The following is a 20790-nucleotide window of genomic DNA, read 5'->3' as shown; positions in this document are numbered from 1 at the left end:
GCGGCTTAACTCAGCCGTTCTTCATCGATGCCATATCGATGACGAAACGATAACGCACGTCGCCTTTCTGCATGCGATCCCAGGCCTCATTGATGTTCTGGATATCGATCATCTCGACATCGCAGGTGATGCCTTTCTCGGCGCAGAAATCCAGCAATTCTTGCGTCTCGGGAATCCCGCCGATCAGTGAACCGGCCAGCACACGACGCCGGAAGATCAGGTTGGCACCCGCCACGCCGGGCTCCAACGGTTGCATCTGGCCGACCAGAATGTGCGTACCGTCGTACTTCAAGGCCTGCAGGTACGGATTCAGGTCGTGCTCATTGGGCACGGTATCGAGCATGAAATCGAAGGTCTCGCTGACCGCCGCCATCTGCTCCTCATCGGTGGAGACCACCACGTGATCGGCACCGTTGGATTTGGCCTCGGCGATCTTGCTCTCGGAGCGCGTAAACAGCGTAACTTCGGCACCCAGCGCCTGGGCCAGCTTGACACCCATGTGACCAAGCCCCCCCATACCGATGACGCCGACCTTATGGCCCGGCTTGACGCCGTAATGCTTGAGCGGTGAATAGGTAGTGATACCGGCGCACAGCAGTGGCGCGGCGGATTTAAGGTCGATGCCTTCCGGCATGCGCAGCACGAAACGCTCGCTGACCGTGACCCGGTCGGAATAGCCGCCCTGAGTAAGGCTGCCGTCGTGGCGATCGGGGCTGCCGTAGGTCATGGTGAAACCTTCGGCACAATACTGCTCCAAGCCATCGCCGCACGCCTGGCAATGACGGCAAGAATCGACCATGCAACCCACGCCGACCACGTCGCCTTCCTTGAAATTGGCGACATCACTACCGACGGATGTGACCCGGCCGACGATTTCGTGACCCGGCACGATCGGATACTGCGCCATTCCCCAGTCGTCGCGTGCAAAGTGCAGATCGCTGTGACAAACGCCGCAGTAAAGAATCTCGATGGCGACATCATCCGGGCGCGGTTCGCGACGCTCGAAGGCAAATGGCTCGAGCGCCGACTCCGCAGAGTGCATTGCATAGCCCGTCGCTTGTGGCATAGCGAATATCCTATAACTGGTGAGTGCAACCGCGTACCGGCTCGGCGAATCGCCCAGCCTGGGTCGCGAACACCAACATTGTGGGCGCGACACGGCGTCTCTACCATGCCCGATTCTGTGCAATCTTTGCCAGATACTGCTCACTACCAACACAACACCCATGTCAGACGGCAATTTTCATGCACAATGTTATCCTATGGCGGCGTTCGCCACCGTCGAGGAGACGCCAATGTCCCTGCTATCCCCCCAATCGCCGAGTATTCCTCAGACCGCCGCCGCGCACTCACTGGACGCGCGCCTGGCCACCCGCCTTGCCCCTTTGGCCACGCAAGAAGGCTTTGCCGCTACTAGCTTGCCCGGTGTGCAACTGATCACCTCACACTGCGGGCACGCGCGCACTCCATTGATGTACGAGCCGAGCCTGGTCATCATCGTACAAGGCAACAAGACCGGCTATCTCGGTGACCGCATCATCCATTACGGGGCCGGCCACTACTTGATCCAAGCCATGCCGTTGCCCTTTGAATGCGAAACCCACGCCAGTGATACGACCCCATTGCTGGGCTTATCAGTGAGCCTCGACATGGCCATGCTCGGCGATTTGGTTGGCCGCCTACCCACAACGCACGCATCGCGTATGCCTGCGCCCATGGCCGCGGTGAGCATGGACGCCGACATGAGCGATAGTGTCATGCGACTGATTGACTGCTTGCACGACCCCGAACAGGCCGCAGCGTTGGGCGATGGCCGCATTCGCGAGGTGCTATTCGCTGCATTACGTGGTCCTCAGGGCGCCTCGCTACGTCAGTTGGTAGCCCATCACGGCCAATATGCCCGCATCGCCGAGGCACTAACTTTTTTGCACCAGCAATATACCCAACCCCTGAACGTGGAAAGTCTCGCACAACGCGTCAACATGAGCGCCTCGCATTTTCACCACCACTTCAAGCGCACCACGCAACTCGCACCGATGCAGTATCTCAAGCGCTTGCGGCTACTAAAGGCACGTCTGCTTCTTACTCAGCAGGGCTACCAAGTGGCGCAGGCCGGCAGCCAGGTGGGCTATCAGAGCGCCTCGCAGTTCAGCCGCGATTACAAACGCTATTTCGGACAAAGCCCCTTGGGAGACCGGCAACGCGCCGCCGAAACACCCGCCGCTTCGTGAGCTGCAGCCAATCACACAATGGTTATGAGCCATTAGGCATGGGCTCTAATGCTCATGTCTTCATTGCTGCTTGGTAATCCATTCATGATCGGGATCATTCTGGAACTTCCACTCCCGCTTGGGGCCAGCCATGACGTTGAGGTAGTAGAGCTCGTAGCCGTGCGCCGCCCCCACCGGGTGATAACCGCGCGGCACCATCACCACGCAGCCATCCTCCACTGCCATGCTTTCGTCCAGCGATCGATCGTCAGTGTAGACCCGCTGGAAGGCGAAGCCCTGCGAGGGATTCAGGCGATGGTAGTAGGTTTCCTCGAGAATCGACTCATGCGGTAGATTGTCGACGTCATGCTTATGGGGCGGGTAGCTCGACCAGTTACCGGAAGGGGTGTAAACCTCGACGACAAGCAAGCTGTCCGCTGGCTCGGTCTCTGGCAGAATATCCTGGATGTGACGGGTGTTGCTGCCCGTGCCTCGTGTCGCCCGTTGGACGTCATCTGGCCCGATCAACCGCGCCTCGTGATTGCCATTTCCTGGCGCACTGCATACCGCTACCTCAAGGTCGGTCAGCGCCTCGACGCTGAAGCTCACGCCATCGGGTAGATAGACAGAATAGGGTGGGATCTTCTCGAAGATGTCCATGCGCTCGCCGATATTTTCCCAGCGATGGCTACCGCTGGTGACGTTAGCCTTGCCAGAGAGCAGGACCAGACAGTGTTCCCGCCCCCCGGTATCGGCCTCGAAACTTTGCCCTTTCTCGAGCTTGTGAACGCGAAAACCGACATGTTCCCAGCCTGCCGATTCTGGCGTTACTTCAAGAATCTTACCTTGGGCGTCGGGCTGCTGGGGGTGTACCAGAAGCGAAGTCATTAGCGCTACCCTCCTATCATTCGATCAGAGCGTTACTTGGTCATTGAACGTTGCTGTTCATCCTTCGGCCTGCGGCTCATCCTGGGCAGGCTCATTCGCCTTGTCCTGACGCACCCCCAGGGCAATCGCGAGAGTTTGCGCCAAGCATAGCGATGCCGTCAGGCCACGAAAGCTTTTTACTTCCGCTTCATGCACTACCAGGCTGATATCGGCCAGTCGTGCCAAAGGGCTCAGGCTGGAGTCGGTGATTACCACCATGGGAATCCCTCGCTCCTTGGCCTCGGCTGCGGCATCCCGCGTTTCCTGGGCGTATGGCGAGTAACTCACCACAAGCATGGCATCCCGGCTCCCGATAGCCTTCGTCTGCTCGCCATGCATGCCACCCAGGCCATCGATCAGGAAAGCCCGTTTGTCGATGTGATGCAGGGCATAAGCGAAATAGCTGGCCACCACGAAGCTGCGCCGTGCACCCAGTACATGGACGATCTCCGCGCGCTCGAGCACATCCAGGGCCCGTTCGAGTTCGTGCGGATCGATACGGCTGGGCAATGCCTCGAGCACCTCGCGGTTGGCCTCGGAGAATTCCCAGAGAAGCTGGGTGCTGTCGGGGGTTTCGCCAGTCGCCGTGCGCACCGCACGGATCCTCTCGGCGTAGTTGGGCAATTCGTCGACCAACCGGGTCCGGAATAGCTGCTGCATGTCCGAGAAGCCCTTGAAGCCGAAGCTGTTGGCAAAGCGGATCAATGTCGAAGGTGTTACACCGGCGCGTTCGGCCAGCTTGGCAACCGTGGCAAAGGCCACTTCCTGGGGATGATCGAGCAAAAAGCGCGCCGTCTGCTGCAAACGCCGGCTCAAGGTCGCGTACTCGGCAGTGATGCGCGCTTCGAGTTCGGCAAAGTCTTGTGGTAACTGATTCATTGAAGCCTGTTCTCCGAGTTCGATGCGCCGGGCATGGCCTGCTGGATGACAGCCTAGGCGAAATGGAACAAAAATTCCATGCATACCAAAGTATAGAATACACCAGCCCCCAGATGCATGAACGCCGTTCCTGCGCAGCACTCACCATAATAGGGTCGAGCGTTCGCGCCCGTGGACCTTACCCCACTTAATTTCAGTCCTCTCCTACATCTTTGGTCGCAGAGCCATGCCGAGTTATTCCCGAAGGCCGTTTCCCAAGGCAGTAAAAATTTATATATATAACTGTTTTAAAACGGTTTTTATTAACCAGTCAGAACAAGAATGCCCGCTCAAGATTGAATTTTCCAAATATTGATTTGATGGAATGTTTATTCTAGCCTCATTCCAATCGAACGGTTCCGCGCCGGCATGGCCGGGGCCTGCGCCTTAGCTCGCCAATCAAGAGAGAAGCACCATGTCTCAACAAGCTCCACGTTTTGCCTTGAACCACATGATCTGTCCACGCCTGAGCGTGAGAGAGCTGATCGACGGCGCTACCCAATTGGGCCTGAGCGCGATCGAGTTGCGCAACGACGTCGGCGACAACAGCATCAAGACACTCGACCAGGCCCGGGAGGCCGGTCGCCTGGCACGAGAGCAGGGCATCGAGATTCTGAGCATCAATGCCCTTTATCCATTCAATATCTGGAACGACGAACGCACCGCGCAGGCCGAGAACATGGCCCAACTGGTCGATGCGTGTGGTGGTCGCGGTCTGGTCCTGTGTCCCTTGGTCGACGCCAACCACAACGCTTCCGAGCCTGAAAAACAGGCCGGCCTCAAGGAAGCACTGACAGCGTTGGATCGTATTCTTGGTCGCTACGACCTGCAGGGCTTCGTCGAGCCGCTGGGGTTCCCGATATCCTCCCTGCGTAGCAAGCAGGCCGCCGTCGACACGATCCGCGAACTCGAGCTTTCACATCGCTTCAGCCTGGTTCATGACACCTTTCACCATGCCGGCGCCGGAGAGCAGGCGCTCTTCCCTGAACATACCGGTCTGGTGCACGTCTCCGGTGTCGAGGACCAATCGGTCGACTTCGAGACCATGCTCGATGAACACCGCCTGCTGGTCGGCCCTCACGACCGCCTTGGCAGCATCGCCCAAGTACAGCAACTGCTGTCGGCCGGCTATGACCGCTACATTTCCTTCGAACCCTTTGCACCCGCGGTCTATAACCTGGACGACCCGTTCACGGCTATTCAGGAAAGCATGGACGAGATTCGCCGCAAGCTGACCGCCTAGGCCGCGGAATCAATCAATAAATGCCGATTTTGAGGAGCTCCGCATGAAAATCGCCCTGGATCCGTTCATGCACCGCCATGTCCCGCTCAACGACCTGCCGCGTTTGGCGGCCGAACTGGGCTACGAACACATCGAACTATCGCCACGTGCCGATTTCCTCGACTGGTTCGTGCATCCCCGGGTCTACCCCGAGCGCCTGAACGCCTTCAAGAAGTCGCTCAAGGACCACGACGTGCAGCTCTCTTCGCTGCTGCCCATGTATCGCTGGGCCAGCCCGCACGAGGACGAGCGTCAGGCTGCGGTGAAATACTGGAAAAAGGCCATCGAGATCGCCGTGGAGTTGGGTGTCGACACCATGAACTCCGAAATGGGGCGCGGCCCACACCCGGAACGAGGTAGCTGCTCCAGCTGCTGCCAGGGCGGGGCGACCACCGAGTCCAGCGAGGCATCCTGGTGGCGATCCATGGAAGAGCTGGTGCCGATCTTCGAGCGTGAAGGCATCCAGCTCAACGTCGAGCCCCACCCCGATGACTTCGTCGAAACGTTGCACCCAGCCGTGGATATGATCCGTACGGTCAACTCGAACAACGTCAAGTTCCTCTATTGCGCGCCGCACACCTTCCACTTCGGCGACGACATGGAACAGATGATCCGCGACTGCGCACCGGTGCTGGCCCATGTGCATATCGCCGACACCTTCAACCACAAGGCCTCCTCAGGGCTGCGCTACATCATCAACCCCCCCGGCTCCACCGCCCGCGTCCACCAGCATCTCAACATCGGTGAAGGCGAGGTCAACTGGGAGCTGTTCTTCAAGACACTCGCCGACGTCGGCTTCGACGGCATCATGACCGCCTGCGTCTTCGCCTGGGAAGAGAAGGCCGAGGAATCCTCTCGCTTCATGCGCAACGAGATCCAGCGCTACGTCGACAAATACTGGAAATAATTCGGAGACAACATCATGACAGTCAGAATCGGAGTCATCGGCACCGGGATGATCGGCGAGGAACACTCCCGCCGCATCTCCCAGCAACTCACCGGCGGCGAGATCACCGCCGTCAGCGACGTCAATCAGGAACAGGCCCAAGCCGTGGTCGACCGCCTCGGCCTGGACGCCAAGGTCTACGACAGCGGCCTGGAGTTGATCCAGGCTGACCACGTCGACGCCGTCATGGTGACATCCTGGGGACCGACCCACGAAGAGTATGTCCTCGCCGCGATCCGGGCAGGCAAATACGTTTTCTGCGAAAAGCCGCTGGCCACGACCGCACAAGGCTGTCGCAACATCATCGATGCCGAGATCGAGGCCGGCAAACGTCGGGTTCAGGTCGGCTTCATGCGTCGCTACGACAGTGGCTACCAGCTCATGAAGGAAGCCATCGACGCCAACCGCCTCGGCGAGCCGCTGATGATTCATGCGGCCCACCGCAACCCCACGGTGCCCGAACGCTATGTCACGCCGATGGCGATTCACGACACCCTGATCCACGAACTGGACACCTTCCGTTGGCTGCTCAACGACGACTATGCCACCACTCAAGTTATCTTTCCGCGCAAGACCCGGCACGCTCACGGCAAGGTCGAGGATCCTCAGATCGTACTGCTCAAGACGACCCAGGGCGTACGCATCGATGTCGAGGTCTTCGTCAACTGCCAGTACGGCTATGACATTCAGTGCGACGTGGTCGGCGAGGAAGGCATCGCGCACCTGCCGGAGCCGCAGAGCCTGACCCTCCGCCAAGCCGGGCAACGCAGCAACGAGATCCTGCAGGACTGGAAGAAACGCTTCGGCGAGGCCTTCGATGTCGAGTTGCAAGCCTTCATCGACGGGGCCGCCAGCGGCACGGTCGGCGGTCCATCGTCTTGGGATGGCTATGCCGCGGCCATTGCCAGCGACGCCTGCGTCAAGGCGCAGGAAAGCGGGCAAATCGAAAAGATCGAGATGCCCGAGCGACCCGCCTTCTACGCCTGACCCGTCCCGGGAGCGATAGCAGCCCGTCTTGTCGACCGCAAGGCGGGCCGGAGCGAGGCCGACATGCCCAAGCATGCATCTCTCGGCTCCCCCGACACCTCCTGCCACGCAGATTGTGACAGGCCGTTTAGCGGCTCGAGGATGACGCTCGAAGCGCCAAAGGAATTTTTATTCTATTCATTGAAGTATTGAAATTTAAATTCTATATTTCCCTTTAATGAAACGCCTGACGTGACTACACCCTCACTGGCCGGCAGTACCTGACACAACGCGTACGTGCAAGCAGGCATACGGTGGCGGCCTAACGTAGGAAAACGCTATGAACAATACCGAGTCATTGGACCTGATCTGCCTGGGCAGAGTTGCCGTCGACCTGTATTCCGAACAGATCGGCAGTCGCCTGGAAGATGTCTCCAGCTTCGCCAAGTACTTGGGCGGCAGCTCCGGCAACATGGCCTACGGCACGGCCCGCCTAGGACTCAAGTCGGCCATGCTGTCACGCGTTGGTAACGAGCAGATGGGCAACTTCGTGCGCGAGGAGCTCGAACGCGCCGGGGTGGATACCAGTGCCCTGCAGACCGACCCCGAGCGGCATACCGGACTGGTACTCCTGGCACTGAAGGATCGCGCTAGTTTTCCCCTGTTGTTCTACCGCCGCGACTGCGCCGACATGGCCATCGACGCCGAGGAGATCAACCCCGACTTCATTGCCCGGGCTCAAGCGCTGGCCATCACCGGCACCCACCTATCTACGCAGACCACTCAAAACGCCTGTCGCAAGGCACTCGACGCGGCGGCGCGACATGGCGTGAAGCGGGTCCTGGACATCGACTATCGCCCGGTACTTTGGGGACTCACCAAGCCCGGCGATGGCGAGACGCGTTTCATTGCCGATGATCAGGTCACCCAGCATCTTCAGCGCTGGCTTGGCGATTTCGACCTGATCGTGGGCACCGAGGAGGAGTTCCACATCGCCGGCGGCAGCGTCGATACCCTCGAGTCGCTGCGCAACGTCCGCAAGATCAGTGACGCCACCCTGGTCTGCAAGCTCGGCGCGCTGGGCTGCGTGGTCTTCGAAGGCGAGATTCCCGAACGTATCGAGGACGGCATCCTGGTCGAGGGCGTCAAGGTCGAAGTTCTCAATGTGCTCGGCGCCGGCGACGCCTTCATGAGCGGCTTACTGCGAGGCTGGCTCAAGGGCGAGAGCTGGGAAACCAGCGCCACCTACGCCAACGCCTGCGGCGCACTGGTCGTATCGCGCCATGGCTGCGCGCCGGCGATGCCCACCGAGGAAGAGCTATTCGACTACCTGAGTCGCCGCGCCGCGGTGAAACGCCCCGATCAGGACAAGCGCCTCAATCACCTGCACCGGGTGACTACCCGTGTACCCGCCGATTGGCCGCAGGTGTGCGGGCTGGCCTTCGATCACCGCCGTCAGCTCACCGACATGGCCCGCGAGGTCAAGGCCGACCCGGCCCGCATTCCCACGCTCAAGCAACTGCTGGTGAAGGCCGCCGAGGGAGGCGCACGACGCACAGGTCTGAAGAGCCCGGCCATCCTGGTCGATGACGTGTTCGGCCAGGATGCCCTCAACGACGCCAGTGGCAATCATTGGTGGATCGGCCGACCGGTCGAGCTGCCCGGCTCGCGTCCGCTGCGTTTTCAGCATGGCGACGACCTGGGAAGCACGTTCCGCCACTGGCCGCGGGAGCACATCATCAAGTGCCTGGTGTTCTATCATCCGGATGATGAACTGGCACTGCGTCTCGAGCAGGAAGCCCGGTTGCGCCAGCTCTACCAGGCGGCCTGTACCAATAACCTGGAGCTGCTGATCGAGGTGATTCCGCCCGAACAGTCCGAGGTCGACGACCGGACTCTGGCCCGCTCGCTTACGCGTCTCTACAACCTGGGCATCCGCCCTGACTGGTGGAAGCTGCCGTCGATGTCTGATGCCGCCTGGGAAGCGGTCAGTCAGGCCATCGGCGATCAGGATCCGCACTGCCGCGGCGTGGTGCTGCTAGGCCTCGATGCCCCCATGGCGGACATGAAGCACGGCTTCGCCGTCGCCGCACGCCACGGCCAATGCAAGGGCTTTACTGTCGGCCGCACCCTGTTCGCCGCCCCCAGCCGCGAGTGGCTGGCCGGTGAAATCGACGATGCGCAGCTTATCGAGCGGGTCGCCGGCAACTACGCCGAACTGATCGAGGAATGGCAGCGGCTGCGTACCGCCCAGCCCAACGCAGAGGAAGTCCTGTCATGAATACCGTTCGTCTGACAATGGCCCAAGCCGTCGTTCGCTACCTGACGGCACAGAAAGTCGAGATCGATGGCGAGATCAAGCCGCTGTTTGCCGGGTGCTGGGCGATCTTCGGCCACGGCAACGTCGCCGGGCTGGGCGAGGCGCTCTATCACGCCCGCGACCAGTTGCCGACCTACCGTGCCCACAACGAGCAGGGCATGGCCCATGCCGCCATCGCCTACACCAAGACGCTCGACCGGCGCCAGATGATGGCCTGCACCGCCTCCGCTGGCCCTGGTTCGACCAACATGATCACCGCCGCCGCGGTGGCCCACGTCAATCGTCTGCCGGTGCTGTTCCTGCCGGGCGATACCTTCGCCACGCGCCTGCCCGACCCGGTGCTGCAGCAGATCGAGAACTTTCACGATCACACCCTGACCAGCAACGACTGCTTCAAGCCGGTCAGCCGTTTCTTCGACCGCATCACCCGCCCCGAGCAGCTGCTCACTTCGCTGCCCCAGGCGATCCGCGTGCTGACCGATCCGGTCGAGTGCGGTCCGGTCACCCTGGCCATGCCCCAGGACGTGCAGACCATGGCCTTCGACTACCCGGTCCACTTCTTCGCCGAGAAGATCCACCGCCCGCGCCGCCAGGCGGCCGATCGCGACGAACTGGCTCGCGCCATCGAATTGATCAAGCAGGCCAGCAAGCCTCTGGTCATCGCCGGTGGCGGCGTGCACTACGCCGACGCCCGCGAGGCGCTCGATGCGCTGGTGTCCACCTACCACCTGCCGGTGGGCGAAACCCAGGCCGGCAAGGGTGCCCTGCCCTGGGACCATGAGCAGAACATGGGCACCATCGGCGTCACCGGGGCGTCCTCTACCAACTCCCTAGCCGCCGAGGCCGATCTGATCGTTGCCGTGGGGACCCGGCTGGGCGACTTCGCCTCCGGCTCGCGGGCCATGATCAACCCCGAGGCCAAGCTATTGTGTCTCAACGTCGCCTCGTTCGATGCCGTCAAGCACAAGGCCCAGCCCTTGGTCGGCGATGCCCTTCTCACCCTGCCTGAACTGGTCGACGGCCTGGCCGGCTGGCAACCCGACGGGGGATGGGTCGAACAGGCCGCCAAGCTGCGCAACGACTGGAACAAGGCCGTCGACATCGCCACCACGGACCGTGGGACCGACTTGCCTACCGATGCCGAGGTGGTGGGCGGCGTTAATCGCGCCGCCGGTGAGCGCGATATCGTGGTGTGCGCCGCTGGCGGCCTGCCCGGCGAGCTGCAGAAGCTATGGCGTACCCGCTACGCGCGCGGCTATCACATGGAATACGGCTATTCGTGCATGGGCTACGAACTGGCCGGTGGCCTGGGCACCAAGATGGCCAAACCCGACTCGGAAGTGTTCGTGATGGTCGGCGACGGCTCCTACCTGATGCTCAACTCCGAGATTGCCACCTCGGTGATGCTCGGCCACAAGATCATCGCCGTGGTGCTCGATAATCGTGGCTACGGCTGTATCCATCGACTGCAGCAGTTCTGCGGCGGCCCCGGCTTCAACAACCTGCTCGACGACTGCCTGAGCGTCGAGGGCGGCGCGCCCAAGACCGATTTCGCCGCCCACGCCGCAGCGCTGGGAGCACGTTCCGAGAGGGTCGGCAACATCCGTGAACTGGAAGCGGCGCTGGAACGCGCCAAGGCATCGAGCATCAGCTACGTGATCACCCTGGACACCGACCCGCTGGTCGATACCGAGGACGGCGGCTCCTGGTGGGACGTGGCCGTCGCCGAGGTTTCCGAGCGCAGCGAGGTCGAGGAGGCCCGTCGTCGCTACGAGTCCTACAAGGCACGTCAATGGAAGAATCAGTAACGGCTCTCATCACGACATCATCAACAACAGTTACTTTCGGGAGTTCGCCATGAGCGTAAGACTGGGTATCAACCCCTTGACCTGGACCAACGACGACCTGCCCAGCCTGGGCGGTGACACGCCACTGGAAGTCTGCCTGTCCGAGGGCCGCGAGGCCGGCTTCAGCGGCTTCGAACTGGGTCACAAGTTCCCACGTAAACCCGATGCCCTCTCGAGGGTATTGAAAAACCACGACCTCTCGCTGGTCTCCGGCTGGTATTCCAGCCAACTGCTGGAACGCAGCCCCGAGGAAGAGATCGAGGCAGTCAAGGATCACCTCGAGCTACTCAAGCAGTGTGGCGCCAAGGTGATGGTGTTCTGCGAGGTCACCCACTGCGTGCACGGCGACCAGTCGCATCCGCTGTCCCAGCGCCCCCATCTCGGCGAAGACGAATGGCAGCGCCTCACAGAAGGGCTGAACATCGTCGGCGACTACCTCAAGAAGCAGGGTGTGCACATGGCCTACCACCATCACCTCGGCACAGTGGTGGAGAGCCAGTCTGATGTGGAACGCCTGATGGACAACACCCGCGACTCGGTGGGCCTGCTACTCGATCTGGGTCACCTGGTGAGCGCCGGCGGCGATCCGCTGGCAATTGCCCGGCGATATGCCTCGCGCATCAACCATGTGCATTGCAAGGATATCCGCTTCCCGGTGCTCGAGGACGTGCGCAATCGCGACAAGAGCTTTCTCGACGGAGTGCTCGATGGCCTGTTTACCGTTCCCGGCGACGGTAACGTCGAGTTTCTGCCCACTCTCCAGCACCTCAGCGAAGCGAGCTATGAGGGCTGGCTGGTCGTCGAGGCTGAACAGGACCCCCAGGTCGCTCATCCACTGACCTATGCGCGCATGGGCTATCAGAATCTACGTTCGCTGGCCGAGCAGGCGGGCTTCACTGTCGAGAAGTAACCACAAGTTAGAGGGCTCTCTCATGAATCATATCCATCACTACCTCAACGGTACGACCGTGCTTGGCCATAGCGAGCGCTTCGCTCCGGTCTATAATCCCGCGACCGGCGAGCAGAACGCACAAGTCGCGCTGGCCTCGGCTGACGAAACCCGCGTGGCCATTGCCAGCGCCGAGCAGGCATTTGCCACATGGTCGAAGATGTCTGCCCTCAAGCGCTCGCGCATTCTGTTCAAGTTCAAGGCATTGGTCGAGGAACACGCCGACGAGCTGGCACGACTGATTTCCCGTGAGCACGGCAAGGTGTTCTCGGATGCCAAGGGCGAGGTGACCCGCGGCCTCGAAGTCGTCGAGTTCGCCTGCGGCATCCCGCATCTGCAGAAGGGCGAACACTCCATGAACGTCGGTACCGGCGTGGACAGTTACTCGATGATGCAGCCGTTGGGCGTATGCGCCGGCATCTCGCCGTTCAACTTCCCGGCGATGGTGCCGATGTGGATGTTCCCCATCGCCCTGGCCTGCGGCAACACCTTCGTCATGAAACCCTCCGAGAAGGATCCGTCGACACCGCTTCGCCTGGCCGAGCTGCTGAGCGAGGCGGGCCTGCCCGACGGTGTCTTCAACGTGGTCAATGGCGACAAGGAAGCCGTCGACGTGCTGCTCACCGATGAGCGCGTCCAGGCGGTGAGCTTCGTCGGCTCCACGCCGATCGCCGAGTATATCTACGCCACCGGATCGGCCCACGGCAAGCGCGTTCAGGCACTGGGCGGCGCCAAGAATCACATGGTGATCATGCCCGACGCCGACCTCGACCAGGCCGTCAACGCCCTGATGGGCGCCGCCTACGGCAGCGCCGGCGAGCGCTGCATGGCGATCTCGGTGGCAGTTCCGGTCGGCGAGGAGACCGCCGAACGTCTGCGCGAGAAGCTCATCGAGCGGCTGGGTACGCTCAGCGTCGGCCCCGGCCTGGCCGACGGCCCCGAGCACGACATGGGCCCGCTGGTCACTAGGGAACATCTGGAGAAGGTCAAGAGCTACATCGACACCGGCGTCGCGGAAGGCGCGGAACTGGTCGTCGACGGCCGCGAGACTACCCTCGATAACGCCGGTAACGGTTTCTTCGTCGGCGGCACGCTGTTCGATCACGTCAAGCCGGGCATGCGTATCCATTCCGAGGAGATCTTCGGGCCGGTGCTGGCCATCGCTCGTGCCACAAGCTTCGACGAAGCCGTGTCCATGATCAACGCCCATGAGTTCGGTAACGGCACGGCAATCTTCACCCGCGACGGCGACGCGGCGCGCCAGTATTGCGAGCAGATCCAAGTAGGCATGGTCGGTGTCAACGTGCCGATCCCAGTACCCATGGCATTCCATAGCTTCGGCGGCTGGAAGCGTTCGTTGTTCGGCCCGCTGCACATGCATGGCCCCGATGGGGTGCGCTTCAACACCCGCATGAAGACCATCACCCAGCGTTGGCCGAGCGGCATTCGGGAAGAAACCAACCACTTCACGATGCCCACCCACTAAAGAACACAGTCTAAATGCGCGGGCAGGTCGCGTTGTCGCCCTGCTCCGCCCGGCGATTTATGCAGCGCTTTTATCCAGGAGAATGCCTCATGCCACTCGTGACCATTTCCGTTCCCGACCACCGCCCGGCTCTATGGCGCAAGAAAGTTGCCGATATCGTCAATGCGGCAGTGATCGAGACGCTGGACTTTCCGCCGGACGATCGCTACCAGTTGATTCAGACACTACCGGCAGAGCAGATCGAACTGCAGGATCGCAACCGGGATGCCATCGTGTTGCAACTGACCATGCGTGCCGGTCGCACCAGTCATGCCAAACAGGCCTTTTATCGGCGGGTCGTCGATGATCTAGTCAAGCGTGCCGACATCGCCCCCGACAGCGTGATGATCGTCATCACCGAAAATGCTGATGCCGACTGGTCGTTCGGACACGGCGAAGCGCAGTTCCTCGTCGCCCAACAGCAAGCCAGCTAACACCTCATCCTTCCGCGCTTTTCCTTCCCAGTCCCGCCGAGACCGGTCTATCCACGTTCGGGCAGGACTGCCTGGATTGGAATAAAAATTCCATTAATACCAAAGTATAGAACAAATAGTTTGAATGTTCCTTTCCCGGCATATAGATTCAAGAGACGCCCTTTCACGACATCATCCCCATCGTGGTCCATGCCCAACGGCCCTGGGAGGAAAAAACAATGACTTCGACTTCAAACACAAGGAAAGTTACCGAGCCCGCTGAAAGCGGCGAGTATGAGCGCCAGCGTATTCCAGCCGACAAACAACTCAGCGGTACCTACTTCCTCGGCGCCTATGCCGGTGAGCATGTAGCCGGCACGGAGTTCGTTATCGGCGCCTCACTGGTCGCTCTGGGTGTCAGTACCAGCGACCTAATCTGGGGCCTGCTGCTTGGCAATCTGCTCGCCGTGCTGTCCTGGGCCTGGGTCTGTAGTCCGATCGCCACTCGCTCGCGCATGACCATCTATTGGTATCTGGAGCGACTGGCCGGCAAGCACTTCTCGACCGCCTATAACCTGCTCAACGGTCTGATCTTCGCGGTGGTCTCCGGCGCCATGGTCACCGTATCGGCCTCGGCCTTCCGCGTCATGACCGACATCCCCCCCCAAACTGCCTGGTATCCCCAGAGTGTCAGCTTCGTAATGCTGGCGCTGTTCGTCGGGGCCATCACCGTGTGGTTGACGATCAAGGGTTTCAAGCTGATCGCCAACTTCTCTACGGTCTGCTCACCGTGGATGGCTACCATGTTCCTGGCCAGCGGTATCGTCACTGTGCCCGTGCTGCTGCACACCGGCCAACTCGACGGAATCACCTCACTCAATGGCGTCCTCGACACCTTCGTATGGACCGGCACCACACCTGACGGCTCCGCAGGGATTTCAGTGTGGGTCATTGCCGCCTGGGCCTGGGGCGCCAACCTGCCCATGCACCTGGGCATGAGCGACATGAGCATCCTGCGCTTCGCGCGCAAGTCCAGCTATGGCTATTTCTCCGCCGCCGGCATGTACATCGGTCATTTCATGGCCTGGATCTGTGCTGGCCTGATGGGGGCCACCGCCGCCCTGCTGGCAAAATCCTCACTCATCGAGATGGACCCGGGCGGCGTGGCGTTCCGCATCCTTGGCGCCATGGGCCTGATCGCCGTCGTCGTGGCTGGTTGGACGACGTCCATTCCCAGCCTGTATCGCGCAGGCTTGGCCTTTCAGGCCGTGTTCGACCGCTTTTCGCGTGTACAAGTCACCGTCGCTACGGGAGCCGCTACGACCGTGATTGCCTGTTTCCCGTTCGTGTTTACCCAATGGCTGAACGTCCTGTCGTATTTCATCATGCTGATCGCCCCAGTCGGTGCCATCATAGCTGCTGAGCATTTCCTCCTGCCGCGTTTGGGTATTCGTCCCTTCTGGCGTGAGCAACACGGACTCGCCACCAACCTGCCTGCCTTTGCTTCGTGGGGACTCGGTGTAGTGGTGGGGATCATGCTGTTGTCACTTCACGCCATCCACCTGTTCGCCCTGTTCATTCCCGTGTGGCTGGTCAGTTTCCTAGGCTATCCGCTGTTGTGCCATCTCGCTGGGGCCGCCGAAGGCAATGATGCCCGGGAGCCTTACGAAGCCGCTTATGGCCCGGTACTCAAGCATGATTCCAAGGAGGCACCGCCTACAGGTTACCAGCCGGTCAATCGCCGCAACCCTTGGTATGCCATCGCCGTGGTCTGTCTGATTGCCATTCTGGGCATCGCCGGCTGGGGTGCGATCACCGATAGTCCCGTGGAACATCTGGATATCTTCCAGCACCTAATAATCATCCCGACGCTGCTCTACTTCATTGCCGCCACCGTGTGGATGAAAAGCCGTCGCAAGCCCCGCTCCCGGACCGGTCGCGCCACCTCATCTTTAGTTAGTCGCGCCGATTGAACTTCTTATCCCTCGACCTCTTTACGCCGCCTATCGTTCTCGATAGGCGGCGGTGTCTTGCACTACCTTATATACTATGCGGCTCCCACACCATTGATGATAAAACTAATATATTTATGGACCTCCGGGGTAACTGGTTGATTTTAGATTGCGAGCCAAAGTGATCTCCGGATAAAATGGTTGGTGCCTATAGCTATGCATCTAACTAGGCCTGGAGCCCTAAGTAGCTGATTGCCCGGGATCTTTCGCCATAGAAAAATGTAATGCTCAAATACTAAAAATACCGGCAACTATTGATGTAGCTCGACAACGGTCATCGTAAATATAAGTCTGGATTCGCCATCATTAGCATAAAGATGGGGTACGTCCGTCCTGGCCACTGTTGATGAGCCCGCGGGGACGACCAGCTCGGTTTCACCGACTTCTATCCTCAACTTGCCTTGCTCCACATGAAGCAACTCATAGGTTCCATTCGGATGGCTGAGCGCCTTAAATATTTCCCCTGGCCTCATCTCCCAACGCCACATCTCGATCATATTAGGGCCACTTGTCCCTGCAAGCAGTCGGGCGGTGCCTCCCTCGGGACCTGTCCACAGCGTCGGAATATCTTTGCCCTCGATAAGATGCACCGCCGGAGGGCTGGCGACATTCACGACATCCGCGACTGATACACCGAGCGCTGCCGCTACTTTGCATAGGATGGCGATGCTGGGATTGGCGATCCCCTTCTCCATCTCAACCAGCATCCCCTTGCTGACGCCAGCCCGGCGGGACAACTCGTCGAGGGAAAGCTTCTGATCTTTTCTATACGCTTTTAGCTTGGTGGCAACGGCCTGGCTGATAAATTGCGCATCCGCACCCGGGGCGGTCATTATATTGACTTTATTGGTCATAGGTCACTAGCATAAGATAAAATGGTCACTCAAGGAGTTTCCAATGAATTCCGTTAAGCCGTCAATCGATTCAGGGATAACCCGCATCGCACCCGGGTTTCGTGCGCTTAGCATCAGTGTGGAGGCATCGACGATCGTCGACACGGGCATCGCTTCTGAGACCCTCTCACGCGCCTGCCGGTCGATATCCGACGGAGATGTTGCCTGGGGTGAGGCGCACTCATCGGCATGGGCCGAGGTGTTCCGTGCTTTCGGCGCCAAACCGCAGCGAACCCCCTGTTCCTCTGACGCTCTACGCAAGCGGGTATTGCGCGACGGCAGCCTGCCGAGCATTGACCCCATCGTCGATCTGTACAATGCCATCAGCATCGAGTACGCCGTGCCGGTCGGTGGTGAAAATGTAGCAGTCTATGTCGGAGAACCCAGGCTAGTGATCGCCGAGGGAACAGAATCTTTCGACACCATGAAGGATGGCGCGGTGGCTCATGAGTCTCCCAACAGAGGCGAGGTCGTGTGGCGGGACGAGATCGGCGTGACTTGTCGACGCTGGAATTGGCGACAAGGCATCAGAACACGACTGAGTACCGATGCGCCCCGGATGTGGTTCATCCTGGAAAGTTTGCCTGCTATGCCACTGGATGCGCTCCACGAGGCCGGCGAGCGTCTCACTCAAGGGCTACACCATATGATGCCGGGAGCTGTTATCGACACTCGGCTGATTGGTGTAGACCCCGACAACACACTTTAGGAGCAGGTCATGCTTCCTACGTTCAGCTTTCTGTTGGCAGCCACTCTGCTGGCCATTATTCCCGGTCCCGGTGTCGCTTATGTGGTGGCACGCACCGTCGCTGGTGGCACTGCGGAAGGGATCACTACGACGGTAGGATTAACCTTGGGCGGCATGGTGCATGTTCTGGCCGCCGCCCTGGGCCTGTCCGTACTAATTGCTCAGTCGGCGATGGCTTTCACGGTCTTGAAGTATCTCGGGGCAGCTTATCTGGTTTATCTCGGCATCAAGACAATCTTATCCAGGCCAGAGGCGTCAGGGTCCCCTGCCATCAAGCGAGCCGGTCCCGCCAAGGCACTGAGGGATGGAATCATTGTCGAGACACTGAACGTGAAGACTGCCATGTTTTTTCTGGCTTTTATTCCCCAGTTTGTCTCGGTTCAGCAGGCCATGGCCCCTCAGTTTATTTTGCTTGGAAGTATCTGCGTCCTGTTGAACAGTACGGTGGATCTGATTGCCGTTTTCGCTGCGAGTCGAATCGTTAGTACGGGGGTGGCCAAAGCAGCCAAGGAGCGCCTGCTGTGCAGGCTATCAGGGACCACTATGATGACATTGGGCGTGCTGGTGGCGATCGCCAACCGCGAGGCGTAATCGAGAGCGCACGTGAGCGTTCCACCCTGATATTACTTTTCATTTTTTTCGCTGAGGAAAATCGAACTATGTTTTCTGGCTTGAGTGCATTTCCCCTGACCCCGATGAAGAGCGGCGTCATCGACGAATCAGCCTTCATCGGGTTGGTGGAGCGCTTGGTCGACGCTGGCGTCGACTCCATCGGCGCGCTGGGGTCGACAGGGAATTACGCCTACCTCACCCGGGAGGAACGGGCACGCATCGCGCAGCTCGCGGTGAATCATGCCGGCGATGTCCCAGTGATCATTGGCATCAGCGCCTTGAGCACCCGAGAGGTGCTGGCCCTGGCCGAGGATGCGCAGGCGGCGGGAGCGAGTGCTGTGCTACTGGCACCGATGTCGTATCAGAAATTATCCGAGGATGAAGTCTTCGGACTGTATGAAACCGTGACACGCAAACTGTCAGTACCGCTGTGTGTCTACGACAACCCTGGCACCACCCATTTCGTATTCAGTGACGAACTGCATGGGCGTATCGCTCAACTTCCCAACGTTGGCTCCATCAAGATTCCAGGCGTTCCGGCAGCGCCCGATGCCGCCAGGGTGCGTGTCGAGCGTCTGCGAGCCCTCATCCCACCTCACGTCACGATCGGGGTCAGTGGTGATCCCTTGGCGGCCACCGGTATGAATGCCGGATGTGAGGCCTGGTATTCGGTGATTGGCGGCCTGTTTCCACAAACAGCACTAGCCATCACCCGTGCCTCACAGGCCGGCGATACCCAGGAAGCTTTGCGCCTTTCCGAAAAATTGACCCCGCTATGGGCGTTGTTCAGCCAACATGGCGGCAGCCTCCGTGTGGTGGCCACGGCAGCGGAGCTTATGGGGCTGGCCGCGTCTCGCTGCCTACCGCTACCACTCAAAAATTTGGAGAGAGAAGATCGAGAGAAGCTTGCCAGGCTGCTGAATGAGCTATCGCTGACCTGATAACGTGTGTGGAGTTCTATGTACGAAAGCTATAGCACGGTAGCCAGTCAGTTTTTTAGCCTAGTTGAAGTGCTGATCTGCCCCGCTGAAAACGGACACTCGGTTAAGCACTGGTTTTGAGCTCGTAGCCCATGGGGCTCACATAGCCCCAAGCACTGTGACGTCGCCAGCGGTTGTAATCAACTTCGATGTATTCGAACACCTGTTGGCGAAGCTGCTCCCGGTTCATTATGGGTCGTAGTGAATCGCCTCGATTTTCATTGAATGGAAGAAGCTTTCCACGCAGGCATTATCCCAGCAATTGCCCTTACGGCTCATGCTTTGACGCAGCTGGTGGGTGCGCAGCCGATCCCGATAGGCATGGGAACAGTATTGGCTTCCCCGGTCGCTGTGGCAGATCACGCCAGCGGGGAAGTTGCGTCGCCACGGCGCCATCTCCAGCGCGTCACAGACCAGACCTGTCGTCATCCTGGTGTTCATGGACCAGCCGATAACAGAGCGCGAATACAGGTCAATGATGACGGCCAGATACAGCCAGCCTTCGGAGCTCATCAGGTACGTGATGTCGCCAGCCCACTTCTAGTTTGGGGCTGTCGCTTCAAAGTCCTGCTCCAACAAGTTGGGTGCCACAGGCAAGTGATGGTCGCTGCCTGTGGTGGCGACAAACTTGCGGGCGGCCTTGGGCACCAGCGCCTGGCGCCGCATTCTGGCACCCACCGTTTTGACATCATACCGATATCCGTCAGCGGCCAGCGTGGCTTGGATACGACGAGCCCCGTCGCGCCGCTTGCCCTGGCCAAACGCCTCTTTCACGCGGCGATCAAGCCTTTTCCGAGTCTGCTCCCGTTGGCTGGACTGCAAGCGTGTCTTCTGCCATGTGTAATACCCACTTCGTGATACCCCGAGCACAGATGCCATCCGGGTCACGGAAAACCGGCCACTGTGCTCACGTATGAAGTTGTAGCGCTTCACTTTTGGTTCTTGGCGAAGTAGGTCGCCGCCTTTTTTAAGATGGCCAGCTCCTCGTCAAGCTCGACCATTTGGCGCTTCAGGCGGGCGTTTTCTGCAACCAGCTCGGACTCGCGCTCAGAGACATTGGCTTTCTTCTTCGCTGCTGAACGCCAGCCATAGATCTGCGATTCATGGATACCCAGTTCGCGGGCGGCGTTGGCAACGCTGGTTCTTCCTGCGAGTTTCAGCGCTTCGGCCTTGAACTCATCGGAATAGCGGTTGCACGTTTGCTTGCTCATCGTGGATCACCTCATAAGCGGATTGTACTCG

Annotated in this window: 17 protein-coding genes and 1 pseudogene; 13 read left to right on the top strand and 5 right to left on the bottom strand. The window is 59.9% G+C overall.

What is annotated here, in order from left to right; translation table 11 throughout:
• Positions 1-10: 10 nt before the first annotated feature.
• Positions 11-1066 carry an NAD(P)-dependent alcohol dehydrogenase gene (locus RVY79_RS12585; RefSeq protein ID WP_317464567.1) on the bottom strand — a complete coding sequence of 352 codons (1056 nt, stop codon included), beginning with the start codon at positions 1064-1066 and terminating at the stop codon, positions 11-13.
• A gap of 229 nt (positions 1067-1295) precedes the next feature.
• Here RVY79_RS12585 and RVY79_RS12580 point away from each other — a divergent pair, with 229 nt between their 5' ends.
• Complete coding sequence (locus tag RVY79_RS12580) at positions 1296-2231, top strand: AraC family transcriptional regulator (RefSeq protein WP_317464566.1); 936 nt, start codon at positions 1296-1298, stop codon at positions 2229-2231.
• 60 nt (positions 2232-2291) lie between these two features.
• Here the strand turns inward: RVY79_RS12580 and iolB are convergent, their stop codons facing one another.
• Together iolB and RVY79_RS12570 are read right to left on the bottom strand one after the other, a co-directional pair.
• On the bottom strand, positions 2292-3098 hold the full coding sequence (iolB, locus tag RVY79_RS12575) for a 5-deoxy-glucuronate isomerase (RefSeq protein WP_317464565.1): 807 nt from the start codon (positions 3096-3098) through the stop codon (positions 2292-2294).
• A 57-nt stretch (positions 3099-3155) separates the two neighbouring features.
• Positions 3156-4016, bottom strand: coding sequence for a MurR/RpiR family transcriptional regulator (locus RVY79_RS12570; RefSeq protein ID WP_317464563.1), 861 nt, complete (start codon positions 4014-4016; stop codon positions 3156-3158).
• A gap of 454 nt (positions 4017-4470) precedes the next feature.
• On the opposite strand from RVY79_RS12570, the gene RVY79_RS12565 reads away from it, so the two are divergent.
• The 9 genes from RVY79_RS12565 (at position 4471) to RVY79_RS12525 (ending at position 16276) form a co-directional block, all read left to right on the top strand.
• On the top strand, positions 4471-5298 hold the full coding sequence (locus RVY79_RS12565; protein ID WP_317464562.1) for a TIM barrel protein: 828 nt from the start codon (positions 4471-4473) through the stop codon (positions 5296-5298).
• Positions 5299-5341: 43 nt separating this feature from the next.
• Positions 5342-6244 carry a sugar phosphate isomerase/epimerase gene (locus tag RVY79_RS12560; protein ID WP_317464561.1) on the top strand — a complete coding sequence of 301 codons (903 nt, stop codon included), beginning with the start codon at positions 5342-5344 and terminating at the stop codon, positions 6242-6244.
• Between the two features lie 15 nt (positions 6245-6259).
• The gene (locus tag RVY79_RS12555; RefSeq protein ID WP_317464560.1) at positions 6260-7270 is read left to right on the top strand and encodes a Gfo/Idh/MocA family oxidoreductase; all 1011 of its coding nucleotides are present in this window, start codon (positions 6260-6262) and stop codon (positions 7268-7270) included.
• 319 nt (positions 7271-7589) lie between these two features.
• The gene (locus RVY79_RS12550; protein WP_317464559.1) at positions 7590-9530 is read left to right on the top strand and encodes a bifunctional 5-dehydro-2-deoxygluconokinase/5-dehydro-2-deoxyphosphogluconate aldolase; all 1941 of its coding nucleotides are present in this window, start codon (positions 7590-7592) and stop codon (positions 9528-9530) included.
• A complete protein-coding gene (gene iolD, locus RVY79_RS12545) occupies positions 9527-11377 on the top strand; it encodes a 3D-(3,5/4)-trihydroxycyclohexane-1,2-dione acylhydrolase (decyclizing) (RefSeq protein WP_317464557.1) in 1851 nt (616 codons plus the stop codon). The genes RVY79_RS12550 and iolD overlap by 4 nt, the downstream gene beginning before the upstream one ends.
• Positions 11378-11426: 49 nt before the next feature.
• Positions 11427-12326, top strand: a complete 900-nt coding sequence (gene iolE / locus RVY79_RS12540; protein WP_317464556.1) for a myo-inosose-2 dehydratase — start codon at positions 11427-11429, stop codon at positions 12324-12326.
• Positions 12327-12348: 22 nt separating this feature from the next.
• The gene (locus tag RVY79_RS12535; protein WP_317464555.1) at positions 12349-13851 is read left to right on the top strand and encodes a CoA-acylating methylmalonate-semialdehyde dehydrogenase; all 1503 of its coding nucleotides are present in this window, start codon (positions 12349-12351) and stop codon (positions 13849-13851) included.
• 89 nt (positions 13852-13940) lie between these two features.
• Positions 13941-14324 (top strand): tautomerase family protein, encoded by a 384-nt coding sequence (locus RVY79_RS12530; protein ID WP_317464553.1) that lies wholly within the window; start codon positions 13941-13943, stop codon positions 14322-14324.
• A 218-nt stretch (positions 14325-14542) separates the two neighbouring features.
• A complete protein-coding gene (locus tag RVY79_RS12525) occupies positions 14543-16276 on the top strand; it encodes a hypothetical protein (protein ID WP_317464551.1) in 1734 nt (577 codons plus the stop codon).
• 290 nt (positions 16277-16566) lie between these two features.
• Here RVY79_RS12525 and RVY79_RS12520 read toward each other — a convergent pair whose 3' ends face one another.
• Positions 16567-17169, bottom strand: a complete 603-nt coding sequence (locus tag RVY79_RS12520; RefSeq protein ID WP_317464549.1) for an XRE family transcriptional regulator — start codon at positions 17167-17169, stop codon at positions 16567-16569.
• 43 nt (positions 17170-17212) lie between these two features.
• Between RVY79_RS12520 and RVY79_RS12515 the strand changes: the two genes are divergently transcribed.
• The 3 genes from RVY79_RS12515 (at position 17213) to RVY79_RS12505 (ending at position 19509) form a co-directional block, all read left to right on the top strand.
• Positions 17213-17917: a B3/4 domain-containing protein gene (locus RVY79_RS12515; RefSeq protein ID WP_317464548.1), complete on the top strand. Its 705-nt coding sequence runs from the start codon at positions 17213-17215 to the stop codon at positions 17915-17917.
• A 9-nt stretch (positions 17918-17926) separates the two neighbouring features.
• Positions 17927-18547, top strand: coding sequence for a LysE family translocator (locus RVY79_RS12510; protein WP_317464546.1), 621 nt, complete (start codon positions 17927-17929; stop codon positions 18545-18547).
• Positions 18548-18615: 68 nt separating this feature from the next.
• Positions 18616-19509, top strand: a complete 894-nt coding sequence (locus tag RVY79_RS12505) for a dihydrodipicolinate synthase family protein (protein WP_317464544.1) — start codon at positions 18616-18618, stop codon at positions 19507-19509.
• Positions 19510-19612: 103 nt separating this feature from the next.
• Here RVY79_RS12505 and RVY79_RS12500 read toward each other — a convergent pair.
• A pseudogene (locus RVY79_RS12500) lies at positions 19613-20759 on the bottom strand (IS3 family transposase).
• Positions 20760-20790: the final 31 nt, after the last annotated feature.

The organism is Chromohalobacter sp. HP20-39 (genome assembly GCF_033052815.1).
In the GTDB taxonomy this organism is placed as follows: Bacteria; Pseudomonadota; Gammaproteobacteria; order Pseudomonadales; family Halomonadaceae; genus Chromohalobacter.
The sequence above is the reverse complement of the archived record's forward strand: the minus strand, read 5'-3'. Positions and strand labels throughout refer to the sequence as shown.

Excerpts from the sequence above, each read along its gene's own strand:
- RVY79_RS12585 (WP_317464567.1), bottom strand. The coding sequence starts at position 1,066 with ATGCCACAAGCGACGGGCTATGCAATGCACTCTGCGGAGTCGGCGCTC.
- RVY79_RS12580 (WP_317464566.1), top strand. The coding sequence starts at position 1,296 with ATGTCCCTGCTATCCCCCCAATCGCCGAGTATTCCTCAGACCGCCGCC.
- iolB (WP_317464565.1), bottom strand. The coding sequence starts at position 3,098 with ATGACTTCGCTTCTGGTACACCCCCAGCAGCCCGACGCCCAAGGTAAG.
- RVY79_RS12570 (WP_317464563.1), bottom strand. The coding sequence starts at position 4,016 with ATGAATCAGTTACCACAAGACTTTGCCGAACTCGAAGCGCGCATCACT.
- RVY79_RS12565 (WP_317464562.1), top strand. The coding sequence starts at position 4,471 with ATGTCTCAACAAGCTCCACGTTTTGCCTTGAACCACATGATCTGTCCA.
- RVY79_RS12560 (WP_317464561.1), top strand. The coding sequence starts at position 5,342 with ATGAAAATCGCCCTGGATCCGTTCATGCACCGCCATGTCCCGCTCAAC.
- RVY79_RS12555 (WP_317464560.1), top strand. The coding sequence starts at position 6,260 with ATGACAGTCAGAATCGGAGTCATCGGCACCGGGATGATCGGCGAGGAA.
- RVY79_RS12550 (WP_317464559.1), top strand. The coding sequence starts at position 7,590 with ATGAACAATACCGAGTCATTGGACCTGATCTGCCTGGGCAGAGTTGCC.
- iolD (WP_317464557.1), top strand. The coding sequence starts at position 9,527 with ATGAATACCGTTCGTCTGACAATGGCCCAAGCCGTCGTTCGCTACCTG.
- iolE (WP_317464556.1), top strand. The coding sequence starts at position 11,427 with ATGAGCGTAAGACTGGGTATCAACCCCTTGACCTGGACCAACGACGAC.
- RVY79_RS12535 (WP_317464555.1), top strand. The coding sequence starts at position 12,349 with ATGAATCATATCCATCACTACCTCAACGGTACGACCGTGCTTGGCCAT.
- RVY79_RS12530 (WP_317464553.1), top strand. The coding sequence starts at position 13,941 with ATGCCACTCGTGACCATTTCCGTTCCCGACCACCGCCCGGCTCTATGG.
- RVY79_RS12525 (WP_317464551.1), top strand. The coding sequence starts at position 14,543 with ATGACTTCGACTTCAAACACAAGGAAAGTTACCGAGCCCGCTGAAAGC.
- RVY79_RS12520 (WP_317464549.1), bottom strand. The coding sequence starts at position 17,169 with ATGACCAATAAAGTCAATATAATGACCGCCCCGGGTGCGGATGCGCAA.
- RVY79_RS12515 (WP_317464548.1), top strand. The coding sequence starts at position 17,213 with ATGAATTCCGTTAAGCCGTCAATCGATTCAGGGATAACCCGCATCGCA.
- RVY79_RS12510 (WP_317464546.1), top strand. The coding sequence starts at position 17,927 with ATGCTTCCTACGTTCAGCTTTCTGTTGGCAGCCACTCTGCTGGCCATT.
- RVY79_RS12505 (WP_317464544.1), top strand. The coding sequence starts at position 18,616 with ATGTTTTCTGGCTTGAGTGCATTTCCCCTGACCCCGATGAAGAGCGGC.